Below are 16,723 nucleotides of genomic sequence, written 5' to 3'. Positions count from 1 at the left end.
CCAATGTTGGCCAGAAGCCGAAGACGGCTTCCTCGAATAGGCCTGATACATAGATGCAAGCCGGGCAGCAGTGTTTGAAAGTGGGTTGACTGAGGAGGCGAGTCCATACATAGGAGCAAGGCTTGCCTGCGATGAAGACACCGCCTTGTATCAGGAGCACCGCGGCGCCTGTATCGCGGCGGTTCGGCGCTCCGACAAGCCCGGCTCCTACAGTTGGTAAATTTGGGTTTGTCAGCAGTCTGAAAAAAGCCCTCATCGAGGGCTTTTTGCGTTCGAGTGGATCAACCCAGCTCGACGATTTCGTAGTCGTGGGTGATCTCCACTCCGGCACGCCCGAGCATGATCGACGCTGAACAGTATTTTTCTGCTGACAGCTCAACCGCCCGCTTGACCTGGGCTTCCTTCAAGCCACGTCCCTTGACCACAAATTGCAGATGGATCTTGGTAAATACTTTCGGATCTTCATCGGCCCGTTCGGCTTCCAGGAAGGCTTCGCAGCTTTCCACGGCCTGGCGCGACTTTTTCAGAATGCTGACCACATCGAAGTTGCTGCACCCGCCCAGGCCCAGCAGCAGCATTTCCATAGGGCGCACGCCCAGATTGCGGCCGCCGCTTTCGGGTGGGCCGTCCATTACGACCACATGGCCGCTGCCCGACTCACCGAGAAACATGGCCTCACCGGCCCACTGGATACGCGCCTTCATCACCAGGACTCCACTGTAAAAAAGGTCGCCAGCTTAGCACAGCGCCCCATAACGCCGACGAACGCGCTTCAGAACGAAGTAAAGGAATCGATCAAGTATGTGCAGATACAAGCCAAGGCCTCTGCTAAGCTGCGCCAAATCGCTGGCGTCAAGCCGAAGGCGACTTGAATAAGAACTGTACTGCTTCGGTTTCACTCAATTCCGGGATAGCGCCATGGTCGTTCCAACCCTTGCACCCAAAATCAAAAATGTCGACAAACTCCTCGCTCACTGCCAACGTCGTCGCTATGCGGCCAAGAGCAGTATCATCTGCGCCGGTGATCGCTCTGAAACCCTGTCATTCATAATCAAAGGCTCGGTCACTATCCTGATCGAGGATGATGACGGCCACGAGATGATCATTGCCTACCTCAACGCTGGGGATTTCTTCGGGGAACTGGGCCTGTTCGAGCCGGCCGGTCAGGAACAGCAGCGCAGCGCCTGGGTTCGCGCCAAGTCCGAATGCGAAGTTGCCGAGATTACCTACGCCAAATTCCGCGAACTGGCCGAACAGGAGCCGGAAATACTGTATGCCCTGGGCAGCCAGATGGCTCAACGCCTGCGCAATACCACCCGCAAGGTCGGTGACCTGGCCTTTTTCGATGTCACCGGACGGGTTGCCCGCTGCCTGCTCGAGTTGTGCAAGCAACCCGATGCCATGACCCACCCTGATGGCATGCAGATCAAGATCACCCGCCAGGAGATTGGCCGGATCGTCGGTTGTTCACGTGAGATGGTTGGCCGCGTCCTCAAGGACCTGGAAGAACGCAGCCTGGTTCACGTCAAAGGCAAGACCATGGTGGTCTTCGGGACGCGTTAAGCGTCGACAGGGATGGCGTCGAGTGTTTCCCGGTATACCTGAAGCAGGTGCTCGATCAAGGGCGCCTGGGGAAATACTTCATGCAGCGCGATGTGGCTCTCGGCACGGCAGCGTTGCTCAAGATTGCAGATTTCATTGAACTGATTGACCGCAAAGACCATCGACTCACGCTCGTTATCCAGCAGCAAGGCACCGTGCACCAACACCACTGGACGCTTGCTACCCATGCCCTGGCGCCAGCGCTGGGCCGTACCGACGAGTTTTCGGCCATTCAAATTGACGTTATAGCGACCGTCACAGAATGCGCCCTCGATCGCACCGACACCCGCCTCACCGCCCCACTCGCTCAACAGACCACACAAGGGTTGGCAAAGTCGCTCGTAGGCAGCTTCGATCCGGCCATGGTCACCTTCGCTGCGCGGCGCGGCGTACACCAATGCGAGGTTCAGCACGGCAGGTGATTGGGGCACCGGCTCGCCACCGGTTTCACGCAACAGCACTGGCCAGCCGGAAATTGCCAGCTCACCGCAGGCCTCTTCGAAATCAGCCAACCGGCTCATGCGCCGAGGCATCACCAGCGCACGATCCGTCGGCTGCCAGCACAGCAAGCCATGGGATTGCTCGCCCGCACACACGGCAGCCAGCAAATCCTGTTCGGCATGCAGACCGGCTTCGACGGTCAAGGCAACAGGTTCAAACGTCATATCAGCAACCTTATCGATGCAAAAAAGCCGGCATCGCCGGCTTTTCAGTGGATCAGTCCAAAGGTGAAACGGTGATAGCCGCGGCGCGCTCCGGGAAGAACAGCCGCTGTAGCTCAAGCCCTGGGTCTTCGGCACGCATGAAGGCTTCACCGACCAGGAACGAATACACTTCGTTGATTTCCATCAACTCGACATCGGCACGGTTGAGGATACCGCTCTCGGTAATGACCAACCGATCACGCGGTACGCGGGGCAGCAGGTCCAGCGTGGTTTCCAGGCTCACCTCGAAGGTGTGCAGGTTGCGGTTGTTGATCCCCACCAACGGCGTATCGAGGATTTTCAACGCACGCTCCAGCTCATCGCCATCATGCACTTCAACCAGCACATCCAAGCCGACGCCCTTGGCCACCGACGCCAGTTCGGCCATTTTCACGTCATCCAGGGCGGAGACAATCAACAGCACACAATCGGCGCCCAATGCCCGGGCCTCGACGACCTGGTATGGGTCGATCATGAAATCCTTGCGGATGACCGGCAACCTGCACGCGGAGCGCGCCTGCTGCAGGTAGAGGTCAGCACCCTGGAAATAATCGATATCGGTCAACACCGACAGGCAGGTCGCACCGCCCTTTTCGTAGCTCACGGCGATTTCATCAGGGATGAAATGTTCGCGAATCACGCCCTTGCTCGGCGAAGCCTTCTTGATCTCGGCAATGATAGCCGGTTGCTTGCGCGCCGCCTGGTCGATCAGCGCCTGGGCGAAGCCACGGGGCGCGTCGGCCTGAGCTGCCAGACGCTCAAGCTCCAGCAGACTGACCTTGGCTCGCCGCTCGGCTACTTCCTCGGCCTTGCGGGCAAGAATGTTCTCCAGAACCGTCGGTACACTCATCCTTCATTCTCCTGCTTGAACACCGCGGTAAAGGCACCCAGCTCTTCGAGCTTTTCCCGGGCCAGGCCGGTGTGCAAGGCGTCGTGGGCCAGAGCCACACCTTCCCTGAGGCTCGATGCATGGTCAGCCGCATACAGCGCGGCACCGGCATTGAGCACGATCATTTCCGCGGCCTTCTGGCCATGTTCAGTCTTGCGTCGCCCCAGGGCGTCGCGGATCAATTCCAGCGAGGCAGCCGGGCTATCAACCACCAAGCCGTAGAGGCTCTGGCTCTTGATGCCCAGGTCTTCTGGCTGCACCCAGTATTCGGTGATCTGGCCGTCTTTTAGTTCCGCCACAAAAGTGGGGGCTGCGAGGCTGAATTCATCCAGGCCATCCTGCGAATGCACCACCAGTACATGCTTGCTGCCCAGACGCAGCAGCACTTCGGCCAGCGGCCGGCACAGGGCCTGGTTGAACACGCCGACGACCTGATGACGAACCCCGGCCGGATTCGTAAGCGGGCCGAGCATATTGAACAAGGTCCGCAGGCCCAGATCACGGCGCGGACCGGCTGCATGCTTCATGGCGCCGTGGTGCGCCTGGGCAAACATGAAACCGATGCCGACGCTCTCGATACAGCGTGCAACCTGTACCGGCGTCAGGTTCAGGTAGATACCGGCGGCCTCAAGCAGGTCCGCGCTGCCACTCTTGCCCGACACCGCCCGGTTGCCATGCTTGGCCACGGTGCAGCCCGCCGCCGAGACCACGAAGGCCGAGGCGGTGGAGACGTTGAAAATATTGGCGCCATCGCCGCCAGTCCCGACCACATCGACAACACCATCCAGGTTCTGCAGCTCGACCTTGTCGGCCAGCTCGCGCATGGCCGAGACCGCGCCGACGATCTCGTCGATGCTCTCGCTTTTCATGCGCATGCCCATCATGAAAGCGCCAATCTGGGCTTCAGTGCATTGGCCGGTCATGATTTCGCGCATGACGTCGCGCATTTCTTCGGTGCTCAGGTCCAGCTGGCTGACAATACGGTTCAGCGCGCTCTTGATATCCATGATCCGATCCTTAGCGGCTGCCGCCGGTCTGCTTGAGGAAGTTGGCGAACAACTCGTGGCCTTGCTCGGTGAGAATCGATTCAGGGTGAAATTGCACCCCTTCGATGTTCAGGGTTTTGTGCCGCAGGCCCATGATTTCGTCGACCGAGCCGTCTTCCAGCGCAGTCCAGGCAGTTACTTCCAGGCACTCGGGCAGGGTTTCGCGCTTGACCACCAGCGAGTGATAGCGAGTCACGGTGAGCGGGTGATTAAGGCCTTCGAACACGCCCTGGTCTTCATGAACGACCGGGCTAATCTTGCCATGCATGGCCTGGCGGGCGCGAACCACATCACCGCCGAAGGCCTGGCCGATGGATTGGTGCCCCAGGCAAACGCCCAGAATCGGCAGCTTGCCGGCGAAGTGCCTGATCACCTCCAGCGACACACCGGCTTCGGTCGGTGTGCACGGGCCTGGCGAAACGACGATGCGTGCAGGATTCAGCGCCTCGATCTGGGCGATGGTCATTTCGTCATTGCGGATCACTTTGACGTCCGCCCCCAACTCGCCGAAGTACTGGACGACGTTGTAGGTAAAAGAATCGTAGTTGTCGATCATCAACAGCATGGTCTGTTCCTCAGGCGTCGGACGCGGGGGTTTGTTCGGCGAGCGCAACGGCGCGGAACATCGCGCGGCGCTTGTTCAGCGTCTCCTCCCACTCCAACAGCGGCACGGAATCGGCAACGATACCGCCCCCGGCCTGTACGTGCAGTTCACCGTCCTTGATCACCGCGGTGCGAATGGCAATGGCGGTGTCCATGTTGCCATTCCAGGCCAGGTAACCGACTGCGCCGCCATACACGCCGCGCTTGACCGGCTCCAGCTCATCGATGATTTCCATGGCACGGATCTTCGGCGCCCCCGACAAGGTGCCGGCCGGCAGGATGGCACGCAGAGCGTCCATTGCCGTCAGGCCTTGCTTGAGCTGGCCGGTGACGTTGGACACGATATGCATGACGTTGGAATAACGTTCGATGACCATTTGCTCGGTGACCTTGACCGAGCCGATTTCCGACACGCGACCGGTGTCGTTGCGGCCCAGGTCGATCAGCATCAGGTGTTCGGCAATTTCCTTGCTGTCCGACAGCAGGTCTTCTTCCAGCGCGAGGTCAGCTTCTTCGGTCGCACCGCGTGGGCGAGTGCCGGCGATCGGGCGGACGGTGATCAGATTGTCTTCAACCCGCACCAGGACTTCCGGCGAACTGCCAACGACATGGAAGTCGCCGAAATTGAAGAAGTACATGTAAGGCGTCGGGTTAAAGCAGCGCAACGCGCGGTAAAGGTCGATGGGCGCGGCCTTGAAGTCGATCGACATGCGCTGCGATGGCACCACTTGCATGCAGTCGCCCGCCAGGATGTACTCCTTGATGGTGTCGACGGCCTGCTCATAGTCAGACTGGGTGAAGCTGGAGCGGAACACCGGCTCGGCGGCTTGTTGACGGGCCAGGTCCAGGCCGCGGCGCGGGGTGATCGGCTGGCGAAGTTTTTCCATCAGCCCTTCGAGTTGGACCAGGCCTTGCTCGTAGGCGCCTTCGTTGGCCGGGTCGACCAGCACGATCGCGTGCATCTTGCCGGCGAGGTTGTCGAACACCACCACAGCGTCCGACACCATCAGCAGGATATCCGGCACGCCCAGCGGATCCGGGTTCGGGCATTTGCCCAGGCGCTTTTCAACGTAACGCACGCAGTCGTAGCCGAAGTAGCCGACCAGGCCACCGTCGAAACGCGGCAAACCGGCGATGGTCGGTACCTTGTAGCGGTTTTTGAAGGTCTCGACGAAATCCAGTGGGTCTTCAACGTCGTGACGTTCGACCTCGTTGCCGTCCTGGGTCACGACCACCTGATGGTCGTGAACGCGCATCACTGTGCGGCATGGCAGGCCAATGATCGAATAGCGACCCCATTTCTCGCCACCCTGCACCGACTCCAGCAGGTAGGAGTTGGGCGCATCGGCCAGTTTCAGGTAGATCGACAGCGGGGTGTCGAAGTCGGCCAGGGTTTCGCGGGCAAGGGGAATGCGGTTATAGCCGGCAGCGGCCAAACGCAGGAATTCTTCGCGGGTCATGATCAGCCTCGTGGCATGAGGTAAAAACGGTCAGGTATGCAAACGCGCCGGACAAGCCGGCCAGAAAGTAATCAGGCGCGCCAACGCCAACGGGCCAGGGCCTTGATGACTTTCATCCAGAGTTTGCGAGTGACCACCACGATGGAATCTCTTTGAGGGGGGGCTTCAACGTCCGCCAACGTTATCCCAGTGGCTGCATCTAAGCAACCGGGGAGCAATACGCGCAGGTCGTCTATGACCAACGCAGGCGACTCCTCGCTGATCGGGCGACCGTGGTTGTAGCCGTAGGTCAGCGCCACACAGGCCACGCCGGCGGCTTTTGCCGCCAGCACGTCGTTGCGCGAATCGCCGACGAACAAGGCCTGCCGAGGCTCTACCCCGGCCATTTTCATCACAAACAGCAAGGCTGCAGGATCAGGCTTTTGCTGCGGCAGGGTATCGCCGCCGATAATCCAGCGGAAATAGCGGCCAAGCTTGAGCTCGTCGAGCAAGGGCGCGACGAAGCGCTCAGGCTTGTTGGTGATCAGGGCCATTTCGACGCCTTGCTTGTGCAACCATTTCAAGGTGTCTCGTACGCCGGGATAGACCTCGGTGAGGTCATGGCTGTCGGCGTAGGAATCCATGAAGAGCGCCAGCGCCTGCTCGGTCTCGGCCTCGCCGATGTCGGCATGATCCAGGTCATTGGCCAGCGCACGACGCACCAGAACCCGGGCGCCGTTGCCGATCCAGAGCCGCACCGCGTCGATGCCGACCGGGGCGCGGCCCAGGGCGAGCAGCATTTTCTCCACCGCGGCGGCAAGGTCTGGGACTGAATCGACCAACGTACCGTCCAGGTCGAACATCACCAGCCTAGGCAAACTTCCCGGGAACAGCTGCTCGAAGCCACTCATGGCCGTGCCAGCGCCAGTTCGGCACGCATTTTCTCAATCACTTCGCGGTAGTCCGGGGTGTTGAAAATCGCGGAACCGGCCACAAAGGTGTCGGCGCCGGCTTCGGCGATTTCACGGATATTGTTGACGTTGACGCCGCCGTCGATTTCCAGACGAATGTCGCGGCCCGAAGCGTCGATCAAGGCCCGGGCTTCGCGCAGCTTGTCGAGGGTGCCGGGGATGAACTTCTGCCCACCAAAGCCTGGGTTGACGCTCATCAGCAAGATCATGTCGACCTTGTCCATGACGTATTTGAGCGCATCCAGCGGCGTTGCCGGGTTGAATACCAGGCCGGCCTTGCAACCGCCGTCGCGGATCAACTGCAGCGAACGGTCCACGTGCAACGTGGTTTCCGGATGAAAGGTGATGTAGGTGGCGCCAGCTTCGATAAAGTCGCCGATGATGCGGTCAACCGGCGAAACCATCAGGTGCGCGTCGATGGGTGCGGTAATGCCGTATTTGCGCAGTGCCGTGCAGACCATCGGGCCGATGGTCAGGTTAGGCACATAGTGGTTGTCCATGACATCGAAGTGAACGATGTCGGCGCCAGCGGCAAGGACATTGTCGACTTCTTCGCCCAGGCGAGCGAAATCCGCGGACAGAATGGACGGAGCAATAGCGAAGGGCTGCATGGCGAACCTGTTTTGGCTGAATCACGATGGCGCGCATTGTACCTCAGCCAAAGCGTTGCGGGCCGTGACCATCGCCAAAGCTGACGACGGTCACGGCCCGCCTGGCGCTCAAGGCAATCGACGCCTTATGCCACCTGCGTGCGCAGCTTCTCGCTGCGACCGCGCAGCCACTCCAGGGTCAGCAGCAGCACCACCGAGAAGGCAATCAGCAGGGTCGCGGCTGCGGCGATGGTCGGGCTCAGGTTCTCGCGAATCCCGCTGAACATTTGCCGTGGCAACGTGGCTTGCTCGGGGCCGGCCAGGAACAGCGTGACCACTACTTCATCGAACGAGGTCGCAAAGGCAAACAGGGCCCCGGAAATCACCCCCGGCGCAATCAACGGCAAGGTCACGCGGCGGAAGGTGGTGAGCGGCGAGGCGCCAAGACTGGCCGCCGCTCGCACCAGATTCTGGTTGAAGCCCTGCAGCGTGGCCGACACGGTGATGATCACAAAAGGTACACCGAGCACGGCGTGCACCAGGATAAGCGAGATGTAGCTGTTACCCATGCCCAGCGGGGCAAAGAACAGGTAGCTGGCCACACCGATAATCACCACCGGCACGACCATCGGTGAAATCACCAGCGCCATCACCAACGACTTGCCGGGGAAATCACCGCGGGTCAGGCCGATCGAGGCCAGGGTGCCAAAGACCATGGCCAGTACGGTGGCGGCCGGCGCCACAATGATGCTGTTTTTCAGTGCGCGCATCCATTCGGCCGAACCGAAGAAATCCTGATACCAGTGCAGCGAGAAGCCTTGCAGCGGGTAGACCAGAAAGCTGCCGGAGTTGAACGACAGCGGCACAATGACCAGCACCGGCAGAATCAGGAACAACAGCACCAGCCCGCAGAGTATGCGCAAGGTATAGAACCAGACCCGTTCCACGGGCGAAATGTAAGGGCTCAACATTTTGATTCTCCTCAGCTCAGGCGCAGGCGGCTGGCGCCGACCAGCCAGCTATAGATCAGGTACAGGATCACGGTGGCGAGCAGCAACAGCCCGCCCAGCGCCGTGGCCATACCCCAGTTGATGCTGGTGTTGGTGTAGAACGCAACGAAGTAGCTGACCATTTGATCGTTCGGGCTGCCGAGCAAGGCCGGGGTGATGTAGTAACCGATGGCCAGGATGAACACCAACAGGCAACCGGCCCCTACGCCTGCATAGGTCTGCGGGAAATACACACGCCAGAAGCTGGCAAACGGATGGCAACCCAGCGAGATCGCTGCACGCATATAGGTTGGCGAGATCCCTTTCATCACGCTGTAGATCGGCAGAATCATGAACGGCAGCATGATGTGCACCATCGAGATGTAAACCCCGACCCGGTTGAACACCAGTTCCAGCGGTTTATCGATAATACCCATGGCCATCAGTGCACTGTTGATCAAGCCACCGGACTGCAAGAGCACGATCCAGGCGGCGACTCGGACCAGAATCGAGGTCCAGAACGGCAGCAGCACCAGAATCATCAGCAGGTTGCTTTGACGAGCCGGCAAGTTCGCCAACAGGTAGGCCAGTGGGTAGGCCAGCACCAGACAGATGGCGGTGATCACCAGGCCCATCCAGAAAGTACGGGCGAAGATGTCCAGGTAGATGGCCTGATCGGGGGTGGCAGGTGCCAGTTCGCCCAGGTCATCGATACGGTGGTCGACGGCGGCCAACAGGTAGTAAGGGGTCACGCTGCTGGTGTTGCGCCGGATCGTCTGCCAATAGGCCGGGTCGCCCCAGCGCTCGTCGAGATTTTGCAGGGCTTCTTTATAAGAGGCCGGCTCGGTCTTGAACGGCAAGGCACGAGCGGTTTTTGCCAGCAGGCTGCGGTAGCCGGCCAGTTCCATGTTCAGACGCTTGGACAAATCGCCCAGGCTTTGATTTTTGCGGGACTCGGCCAGGTCTTCACTCAAGGCCTTGTACACCTGCTCATCGGGCAGGCTTTTGCCATCCCAGGCGGCCACGGCTTCAACAGTACGCGGCAGCCCATTGACCACTTCCGGGTTGCCAACGCTTTTGTAGAGCAGCGCAACGATCGGCACCAAAAAGACCAACAGCAGAAACAGCACCAGCGGCGCGATCAGGGCCTGGGCCTTCCAGCGGTTGACCCGCTCGGCACGAGCCAGACGCTGCTTCAGGTTGGGGCTGGCGTCCTGTTTCATAGGCACTGCGATGGCCATAGCGAACTCCGAAATCTTCTACGAGGGAAGCGTCACCCCGCGGGTGACGCTTCAACGACACTGTTACTTGGCAGCCCAAGCGTTGAAACGTTGCTCCAGTTGCTCGCTGTTGTCGGCCCAGAAGGCCACATCAATTTGCACCTGGTTGGCGATGTTTTCCGGCGTGGTCGGCATGTCCTGGAGGATGGCCTTGTCCAGCAGTGGCACTGCCTGGGTGTTGGCCGGCCCGTAGGCGATGTTCTGCGAGTAGGTTTTCTGCTGCTCGGGCTGAACGGTGAAGGCGATGAATTTCTTCGCCGCCTCAACGTCTTTGGCACCCTTTGGAATGGCCCAGGCGTCGAAGTCGTAGATGCCGCCGTTCCAGACTACTTTCAGGTTGCTTTCTTTTTGTACCGCGGCGATCCGGCCGTTATAGGCGGAGCTCATCACTACGTCGCCCGAGGCCAGGTACTGCGGTGGCTGAGCACCGGCTTCCCACCACTGGATGCTGGGCTTGAGCTCGTCGAGTTTCTTGAAAGCACGGTCCTGGCCTTCTTTGGTGGCCAGCACTTTGTAAACGTCTTTAGGCGCGACGCCGTCGGCCATGAGGGCGAATTCGAGGGTGTACTTGGCGCCCTTGCGCAGGCCACGTTTGCCCGGGAACTGCTTGGTGTCCCAGAAATCGGCCCAGCTGGTGGGTGCGGCTTTCAGTTTGTCGGCGTTGTAGGCCAGTACGGTCGACCACACAAAGAAGCCGACGCCACACGGCTGGATGGCGCCTTTGATGTAGTCTTCTTCCTTGCCGAACAGAGCCGGGTCGAGCTCTTCGAACATGCCCTCGTCACAACCGCGCGCCAATTCCGGGGATTCGACCTCTACCAGGTTCCAGGACACGCTCTTGGTATCGACCATGGCTTTGACCTTGGCCATTTCGCCGTTGTACTCACCGGCGACGATCTTGCCATTGCCGGCTTTTTCCCACGGCTCATAGAAGGCCTTGACCTGCGCCGCCTTGTTGGCGCCGCCGAAAGACACCACGGTCAGATCGGTTGCCGCCATCGCCTGGGCCGCGCCCAGCAAGCCCAATGTCAGGGCTGTGAATTTCAAGTGTTTGAGCATTTATTATTCTCTCCACAGTGCAGGGTTGGTGAAGCAGTCCTTCAGTTGACTTCCAACGGGTCGAGCGCCCGCGCGTGCTCGACCTGCCAGCCAAGCGGCACCACATCGCCCACGGCCAGGGCCGGGTCGAGTTCGGCGATTGGCTGTTTGACGAAGAAGTCGGTTTTGCCGCAAACCTCCAGGCGCACCCGCACGTGATCACCCAGGTAAATGAATTCGGCGACGCGCCCGGAGAACCGGTTGGCGCAGTTTTCGCTATGGCCATTGAGGCGTATGCGCTCAGGGCGAATCGACAGGGTCACCGGCTCACCCGGCTGGCCAACGTTGACGGCCAGCGCCTGGACCTTCTCGCCACGCGGCAAGGCAATCACGCATTGGTCACCGTTCTGGCTGAGCAACTGTCCGCTGATGCGGTTGTTTTCACCGATAAAGTTGGCGACGAAAGTGTTCTTGGGCTCTTCGTAGAGGGTGCGCGGGTCGGCAATCTGCTGGATTTCGCCCTGGTGGAACACCGCCACGCGGTCGGACATGGTCAGGGCTTCGCCCTGATCGTGAGTCACATACACCACGGTCAGGCCGAGGCGCTGGTGCAGGTGCTTGATTTCCATCTGCATGTGTTCGCGCAGTTGCTTGTCCAGTGCGCCCAGGGGTTCGTCCATCAGCACCAGCTGAGGCTCGAACACCAGCGCCCGGGCCAAGGCCACCCGCTGCTGCTGGCCACCGGACAATTGCGCCGGGTAACGCAGGGCAAAGGCGTCGAGCTGAACCATGTTCAACACCTTTTTGACCCGCTCGCTGACGTCGGTCTTGCTCAAGCCGCGCACGGTCAGCGGAAAGGCCAGGTTCTCGGCCACGGTCATGTGGGGGAACAAGGCGTAGTTCTGAAACACCATGCCGATGTCGCGCTTGTGCGGTGGCACGTTGTTGATGGCTTTGCCGGCCAGCTTGATTTCGCCAGCGGTCGGGGTTTCGAACCCGGCCAGCATCATCAGGCTGGTGGTCTTGCCGGAACCCGAAGGCCCAAGCAAGGTGAGAAACTCGCCTTTGCGAATTTCCAGGTTAAGGTCTTTGACGATCAGGTTTTCACCGTCGTAGCTTTTTTGCACGCCACGAAAGCTGACCAGAACCTCACCTGCCCCAGCGCTCGAATTCACCTCGCTCATACCCACACCTTTTATTGGATGACTGCCGTGGATCAAGCCTAGTGAAGGCTGCAGCAGGCGCAAATCGGGGGGCAAGAGAGATTGATATCAGCGTCTTGGAAGCAACGGGGTAGGGATTGCCCTACAGAGATGGCGTTTTTTGGATAGCGTCCAACGTGCGGAAATGGCGCTTGTGGTGTGTCAGGTAGATCACATCCAGCCTTTCGCGGCTGAAGCCGCTCCCACAGGGTTATGCGAAACGGGTGGAGACGTCGTTTTTAGAACAGGGCTGGCTTACACCAGCTTGTGCTCCATGGCGTACTTGACCAGTTCAGCCAGTGAGTTGACGTTGAGTTTCTGCATCAGGCGAGCCTTGTGGGTGCTGATGGTCTTGTTGCTCAGCGCCAGCTGTTGGGCAATATCGTTGACGTTGGCGCCCTGCGCCAGACGCTCGAAGACCGAGAACTCCCGCTCGGAAAGCAGCGAGTGCAAAGGCCGGGCGTCGGTCAGGCCGACTTCGAAGACCATCCGGTCAGCCAGTTCCGGGTCGATATAGCGCCCGCCATTGCCGACCCGGCGGATCGCGGTCAGCAGCAAGGCTGGATCGCTGTCTTTGGTCGCATAACCTGCGGCGCCGATTTTCAAGGCGCGGGCGGCCATCTGGGCTTCGTCGTGCATCGACAGCACCAGAATCGCCGGCGGGTTATTCAACGCCCGAATCCTGGGTATAGCCTCCAGGCCATTGACGCCAGGCATCGAGATGTCCAGCAGCACCACTTCACAGGGCGTGTGCCGCAGGGCCTCGAGCAGCTGTTCGCCATTGCCGGCTTCACCGACCACGAGCAGGTCCTTGGCCAGCCCGATCAGCTGCTTGATGCCTTCCCGAACGATGGTGTGATCTTCCGCTACCAGTACCCGAATCACTGCCGTTCTCCTGCATCAAAAGGGATGCTTACGCTCAAGGTTGTACCTTCTCCCGGCTCGCTGTCGAGCTCAAGGCTGCCGCCCAGCATCAATACCCGCTCGCGCATGCCGACCAGGCCAAAGGAGGTGGGCCGGCTTGTGGACGCCGCAAAGCCGCAGCCGTCGTCACTGATGGTGAGACAGAGCATCGAGCCATCCAGTTTCAGGCTGATGTGCACAGTATGCGCCTGGGCATGGCGCATTACATTGGTCAGCGCCTCCTGCAGGATCCGGAACAGGCCGATCGCCTTGGCATCACTCAAGGCTGGCAAATTATCCGGCACCTGCACCAGGCAGGGGATATGCGTGCGAGCTTCAAACCGCCGCGCCTGCCACTCGATGGCCGACCCGATCCCCGCGTCCAGGATCGGCGGGCGCAAGGCCGTGGCCACGTCGCGGATCAGCTGGAACAGCTGGGCGATCAGGCGCTTCATGCTGTTCAGCCGTTCGTTCAGGCCCGGGTCGAGGTGGGCGTAGGCCAGTTCGCACATGGAGGTTTCCAGCTTGAGTACGGTGAGCATCTGCCCCAGCTCGTCATGAACTTCCCGGGCGATACGGGCCTTTTCTTCTTCGCGAACGCTCTCCAGGTGCGCCGACAGCTCACGCAGTTGCTCCTGGGAGCTGGCCAGTTCATGTTCGATGCGCTTGCTTTCACTGATGTCCCAGACAATGCCATCCCAGACCACCCTTCCCTCGCCCAGTCCACGGGTGATGGCCTTGATATCCGCCCACCGTTCTTCGCCCTGGCGGGTCAGGATCCGGCCCTGCCACGACCAGTCGCTGTCGGTGTCCAGGGCTTGATCCTGGGTACGGTGATAAGCGGCGCGGTCGTCCGGATGGACGAGGCTGCGCAAGCCCATGTCCGGATGGCGCAAGGTGGCCGGAGAGTATCCGACCAGCGCCTCGCTGCCCTCGCTGATGTAGGCAAATTCAAGTTCGGCCCCGGGGCGCAACCGCTCCAGGCGAAATACCAACCCCGGCACGTTGGCAGCGATGCCCTGCAAGCGCGCTTCGCTTTCCTGCAGGGCCGCCAGCGCACGACGGCGCTCGGTGACATCGGTCAGAAACACCACCAGGTATTCGGCATCGCGAAAGCGCAGAAAACTCAGCGACACGTCAGCCGGCAACACGCTGCCATCGGCCCGCACGCAATTGGTTTCGAAGGTCGGCAACAGGTCATCGCTCGAGCGCGCCCGCCGCCACAGGCTCAACCAGCGATCCATGTGCAGGGTCGGGTCGAAATCGATCAAGGGCCGGTCAACGACTGCACCGGGCAAGTAGCCGAGCATGGCTTCGGCCGCACGGTTGGCGTAGCGCACATGGCTGTCCCAATTGACCCAGAGAATGCCCACGGTGCTCTGGTCGATCGAGAACTGGGCCAGGCGCAGCGCTTCTTCACTGGCGCGATGGCGCGCCAGGTCCTCGCGCGCGCCCAGCAAGCGCTGCTCCAGCCCACGCTTTTGCCGACGCAACAACATCACCACGACGGCGCTCGCAAACAACAGCCCGCCGAGCACCAGGCAGAGGTTCTGCCAGAACCGCGTGGAGTCGGTCAACCGCGGGTATCGGGGTTGCAGCCAGCGCTCGTGAAGCTTCTCCAGGTCCTTAGCCGGAACGGCCAGCAACGCTTGTTCGATGATCTCGGCCAACTGTGGCCAATCCCGCCGTGAAGCAACGCGCAATAACTGTGGCAAGCCGATATCACCCACCACCACCAGGTCGGAAAATTCCGCCTCGCGCGACAAGCGGCTCAACTGAGCCTCATCGATGACCGCATACCGGGCCTGATCGCTGAGCAGCAATTGCAGGGCCTGGCGCTCCATCGGTACGCCTTGCAGGTTCAGATTCGGATACGTGCTGCGCAGGTAGTCAGCTACCGGGCTTGGCATGCGCACGGCAACCCGGTCGCGGCTGTCGAGCTTTTCCAGGTCGACTGCCACGGCGCTGATGCGCGGGCCCACGACCAGTTGCGGCACCCGCATATAGGGATCGGAGAACAACCACAAACGCAGGCCTGCAGGCGTCTGGGTCATGCCCGGGGCCATATCGATCTCGCCGGCGCGCAAGGCTTTCTCCAGCGTCTCCTGGTCGGGGAAGTTACGCCAGGTCAGCTCCAGGCGCAGCAATCTGGCGATCCACTCGATCAACTCGACATTGGGCCCCGACAGCTGCTGCAGGCGCCGGTCAAACTGCGCATAGGGTGCTTGCAGGACCAGGCCAACCCGTATGTTCCGATGCTCCTGCAGCCATTGCTGCTGGGCCGGATCGAGCCGGACAACAGCGCCGGAAGCAGCTTCATCCGCCCAGGCAATCAAGGGAAAACACAACCAGCCGATAACCCACAGGCAGCACAAACGCATCATCTTGTGTCTCATCAATGAAGATCGCAGCTATTGCAGGCCATGGCTGTCCCTGACAAATACTATTAGGCTGCCGGTATTATTTCCGGCCTGGGTTTTCCAATGTTGCACACCTACCGCACACCGCTCATGGCGATGTGCCTTGCACTGATACTACCTTGTGCCGCCCAGGTCATGGCGGCCGACAGCGCAGACACCGCTCCCTCCGAACAGACACCCACCGAGCGCCAGCCACTGCCCGAGCGTAGCCAGGAAGACGCCGTGGCGCTGGAACGGCAATTGCCTGGTCAGGAACAGCAAACCCTGCAGGCGGGCAGCGATAACTTCCTCGCGCTCTTCAAACCGGCCAACAGCAGTGACCCACAGGGTGCGGTGGTGATTGTCCCGGGCACCGGGGAGAGCGCCGACTGGCCCCAGGCAATCGGCCCGCTTCGGCGCAAACTGCCCGACGCCGGCTGGCACAGCCTCAGCCTGACCCTGCCGGACCTGCTCAGCAGCGCTGCCCAATCGCGGGTCGAACCCACGGTCGCGCGCGTCGAGCAGAGCACACCTGCGACCCCCGCCGATACCGTCACCAACATTGAACAAGCCACTGCCGCCGAATCGGATGCTGCCGAAACCAGCCCGGCCCAGGACACGATCACCGATCTGGGCAATGAAGATGCGCAGCGGATCTTCGCACGGATCGATGCCGGCATTGCCTATGCCCAGCAGCAAAAGGTGCGCAGCATCATTCTGCTTGGACACGGCAGCGGCGCTTACTGGACCGCACTCTATGTGCAGCAGCGTCAGCCAGCACAGGTGCAAAAACTGGTGATGGTGGCCGCGCAGACACCGGCGATCGCCAATCAACGCCTGGATGATCTGATCGCCAGCCTGAAAATCCCGACCGTCGATGTGCTCTACGCCGGCACCCCACAGGCCGCCAAGGCAGCGCTTGAGCGGTTGCAAGCCAGCAAGCGGCAGAAGGACAGCGGCTATCGCCAGATCAAACTGAACACCCTGCCCGGCAACCAGGCCGCCGAGCAGGACCAGCTGGTGCGCCGCGTCCGGGGCTGGGTGGCACCCGCCGACAGCTGATCCAAT

General features: G+C 60.7%; 16 protein-coding genes. 2 read left to right on the top strand and 14 right to left on the bottom strand.

The window, feature by feature from the left end:
• Nucleotides 1-281: 281 nt before the first annotated feature.
• Nucleotides 282-704, bottom strand: coding sequence for an OsmC family protein (locus tag GUY40_RS22975; protein ID WP_166571203.1), 423 nt, complete (start codon nucleotides 702-704; stop codon nucleotides 282-284).
• A gap of 214 nt (nucleotides 705-918) precedes the next feature.
• Between GUY40_RS22975 and crp the strand changes: the two genes are divergently transcribed.
• A complete protein-coding gene (gene crp / locus GUY40_RS22970) occupies nucleotides 919-1,563 on the top strand; it encodes a cAMP-activated global transcriptional regulator CRP (protein WP_166571202.1) in 645 nt (214 codons plus the stop codon).
• Here the strand turns inward: crp and GUY40_RS22965 are convergent.
• From GUY40_RS22965 to GUY40_RS22905, 13 genes are all read right to left on the bottom strand, one after another.
• The gene (locus tag GUY40_RS22965) at nucleotides 1,560-2,267 is read right to left on the bottom strand and encodes a lipoate--protein ligase family protein (RefSeq protein WP_166571201.1); all 708 of its coding nucleotides are present in this window, start codon (nucleotides 2,265-2,267) and stop codon (nucleotides 1,560-1,562) included. The genes crp and GUY40_RS22965 overlap by 4 nt on opposite strands.
• Nucleotides 2,268-2,319: 52 nt before the next feature.
• Nucleotides 2,320-3,156 carry an indole-3-glycerol phosphate synthase TrpC gene (trpC, locus tag GUY40_RS22960; protein WP_166571200.1) on the bottom strand — a complete coding sequence of 279 codons (837 nt, stop codon included), beginning with the start codon at nucleotides 3,154-3,156 and terminating at the stop codon, nucleotides 2,320-2,322.
• Nucleotides 3,153-4,202, bottom strand: a complete 1,050-nt coding sequence (gene trpD / locus GUY40_RS22955; protein ID WP_166571199.1) for an anthranilate phosphoribosyltransferase — start codon at nucleotides 4,200-4,202, stop codon at nucleotides 3,153-3,155. Before trpD ends, trpC begins: the two co-directional genes overlap by 4 nt.
• 10 nt (nucleotides 4,203-4,212) lie before the next feature.
• Nucleotides 4,213-4,806 (bottom strand): aminodeoxychorismate/anthranilate synthase component II, encoded by a 594-nt coding sequence (locus tag GUY40_RS22950; protein ID WP_166571198.1) that lies wholly within the window; start codon nucleotides 4,804-4,806, stop codon nucleotides 4,213-4,215.
• A 10-nt stretch (nucleotides 4,807-4,816) separates the two neighbouring features.
• Nucleotides 4,817-6,304: an anthranilate synthase component I gene (gene trpE / locus GUY40_RS22945; protein ID WP_166571197.1), complete on the bottom strand. Its 1,488-nt coding sequence runs from the start codon at nucleotides 6,302-6,304 to the stop codon at nucleotides 4,817-4,819.
• Between the two features lie 71 nt (nucleotides 6,305-6,375).
• Nucleotides 6,376-7,194: a phosphoglycolate phosphatase gene (locus GUY40_RS22940; protein WP_166571196.1), complete on the bottom strand. Its 819-nt coding sequence runs from the start codon at nucleotides 7,192-7,194 to the stop codon at nucleotides 6,376-6,378.
• Nucleotides 7,191-7,865, bottom strand: coding sequence for a ribulose-phosphate 3-epimerase (gene rpe / locus GUY40_RS22935; protein ID WP_166571195.1), 675 nt, complete (start codon nucleotides 7,863-7,865; stop codon nucleotides 7,191-7,193). The genes GUY40_RS22940 and rpe overlap by 4 nt, the downstream gene beginning before the upstream one ends.
• 125 nt (nucleotides 7,866-7,990) lie before the next feature.
• Nucleotides 7,991-8,815 (bottom strand): ABC transporter permease, encoded by an 825-nt coding sequence (locus GUY40_RS22930; RefSeq protein WP_166571194.1) that lies wholly within the window; start codon nucleotides 8,813-8,815, stop codon nucleotides 7,991-7,993.
• 11 nt (nucleotides 8,816-8,826) lie between these two features.
• Nucleotides 8,827-10,074, bottom strand: a complete 1,248-nt coding sequence (locus tag GUY40_RS22925) for an ABC transporter permease (protein WP_166571193.1) — start codon at nucleotides 10,072-10,074, stop codon at nucleotides 8,827-8,829.
• Nucleotides 10,075-10,137: 63 nt separating this feature from the next.
• Complete coding sequence (locus GUY40_RS22920; RefSeq protein WP_166571192.1) at nucleotides 10,138-11,172, bottom strand: ABC transporter substrate-binding protein; 1,035 nt, start codon at nucleotides 11,170-11,172, stop codon at nucleotides 10,138-10,140.
• A 41-nt stretch (nucleotides 11,173-11,213) separates the two neighbouring features.
• Entirely contained in the window at nucleotides 11,214-12,335 is a 1,122-nt protein-coding gene (locus tag GUY40_RS22915; RefSeq protein WP_166571191.1) for an ABC transporter ATP-binding protein, read from the bottom strand.
• Between the two features lie 273 nt (nucleotides 12,336-12,608).
• Entirely contained in the window at nucleotides 12,609-13,238 is a 630-nt protein-coding gene (locus GUY40_RS22910) for a response regulator transcription factor (RefSeq protein WP_166571190.1), read from the bottom strand.
• Nucleotides 13,235-15,640 carry a PAS domain S-box protein gene (locus GUY40_RS22905; RefSeq protein WP_166571189.1) on the bottom strand — a complete coding sequence of 802 codons (2,406 nt, stop codon included), beginning with the start codon at nucleotides 15,638-15,640 and terminating at the stop codon, nucleotides 13,235-13,237. The genes GUY40_RS22910 and GUY40_RS22905 overlap by 4 nt, the downstream gene beginning before the upstream one ends.
• A 99-nt stretch (nucleotides 15,641-15,739) precedes the next feature.
• Here GUY40_RS22905 and GUY40_RS22900 point away from each other — a divergent pair, with 99 nt between their 5' ends.
• On the top strand, nucleotides 15,740-16,717 hold the full coding sequence (locus GUY40_RS22900) for an alpha/beta hydrolase family protein (protein ID WP_166571188.1): 978 nt from the start codon (nucleotides 15,740-15,742) through the stop codon (nucleotides 16,715-16,717).
• Nucleotides 16,718-16,723 lie beyond the last annotated feature (6 nt).

This window comes from Pseudomonas sp. R5(2019) (assembly GCF_009905435.1).
Classification (GTDB): domain Bacteria; phylum Pseudomonadota; class Gammaproteobacteria; order Pseudomonadales; family Pseudomonadaceae; genus Aquipseudomonas.
Note: the sequence above shows the minus strand (reverse complement) of the source record. Positions and strands in the feature narration are given on the sequence as shown.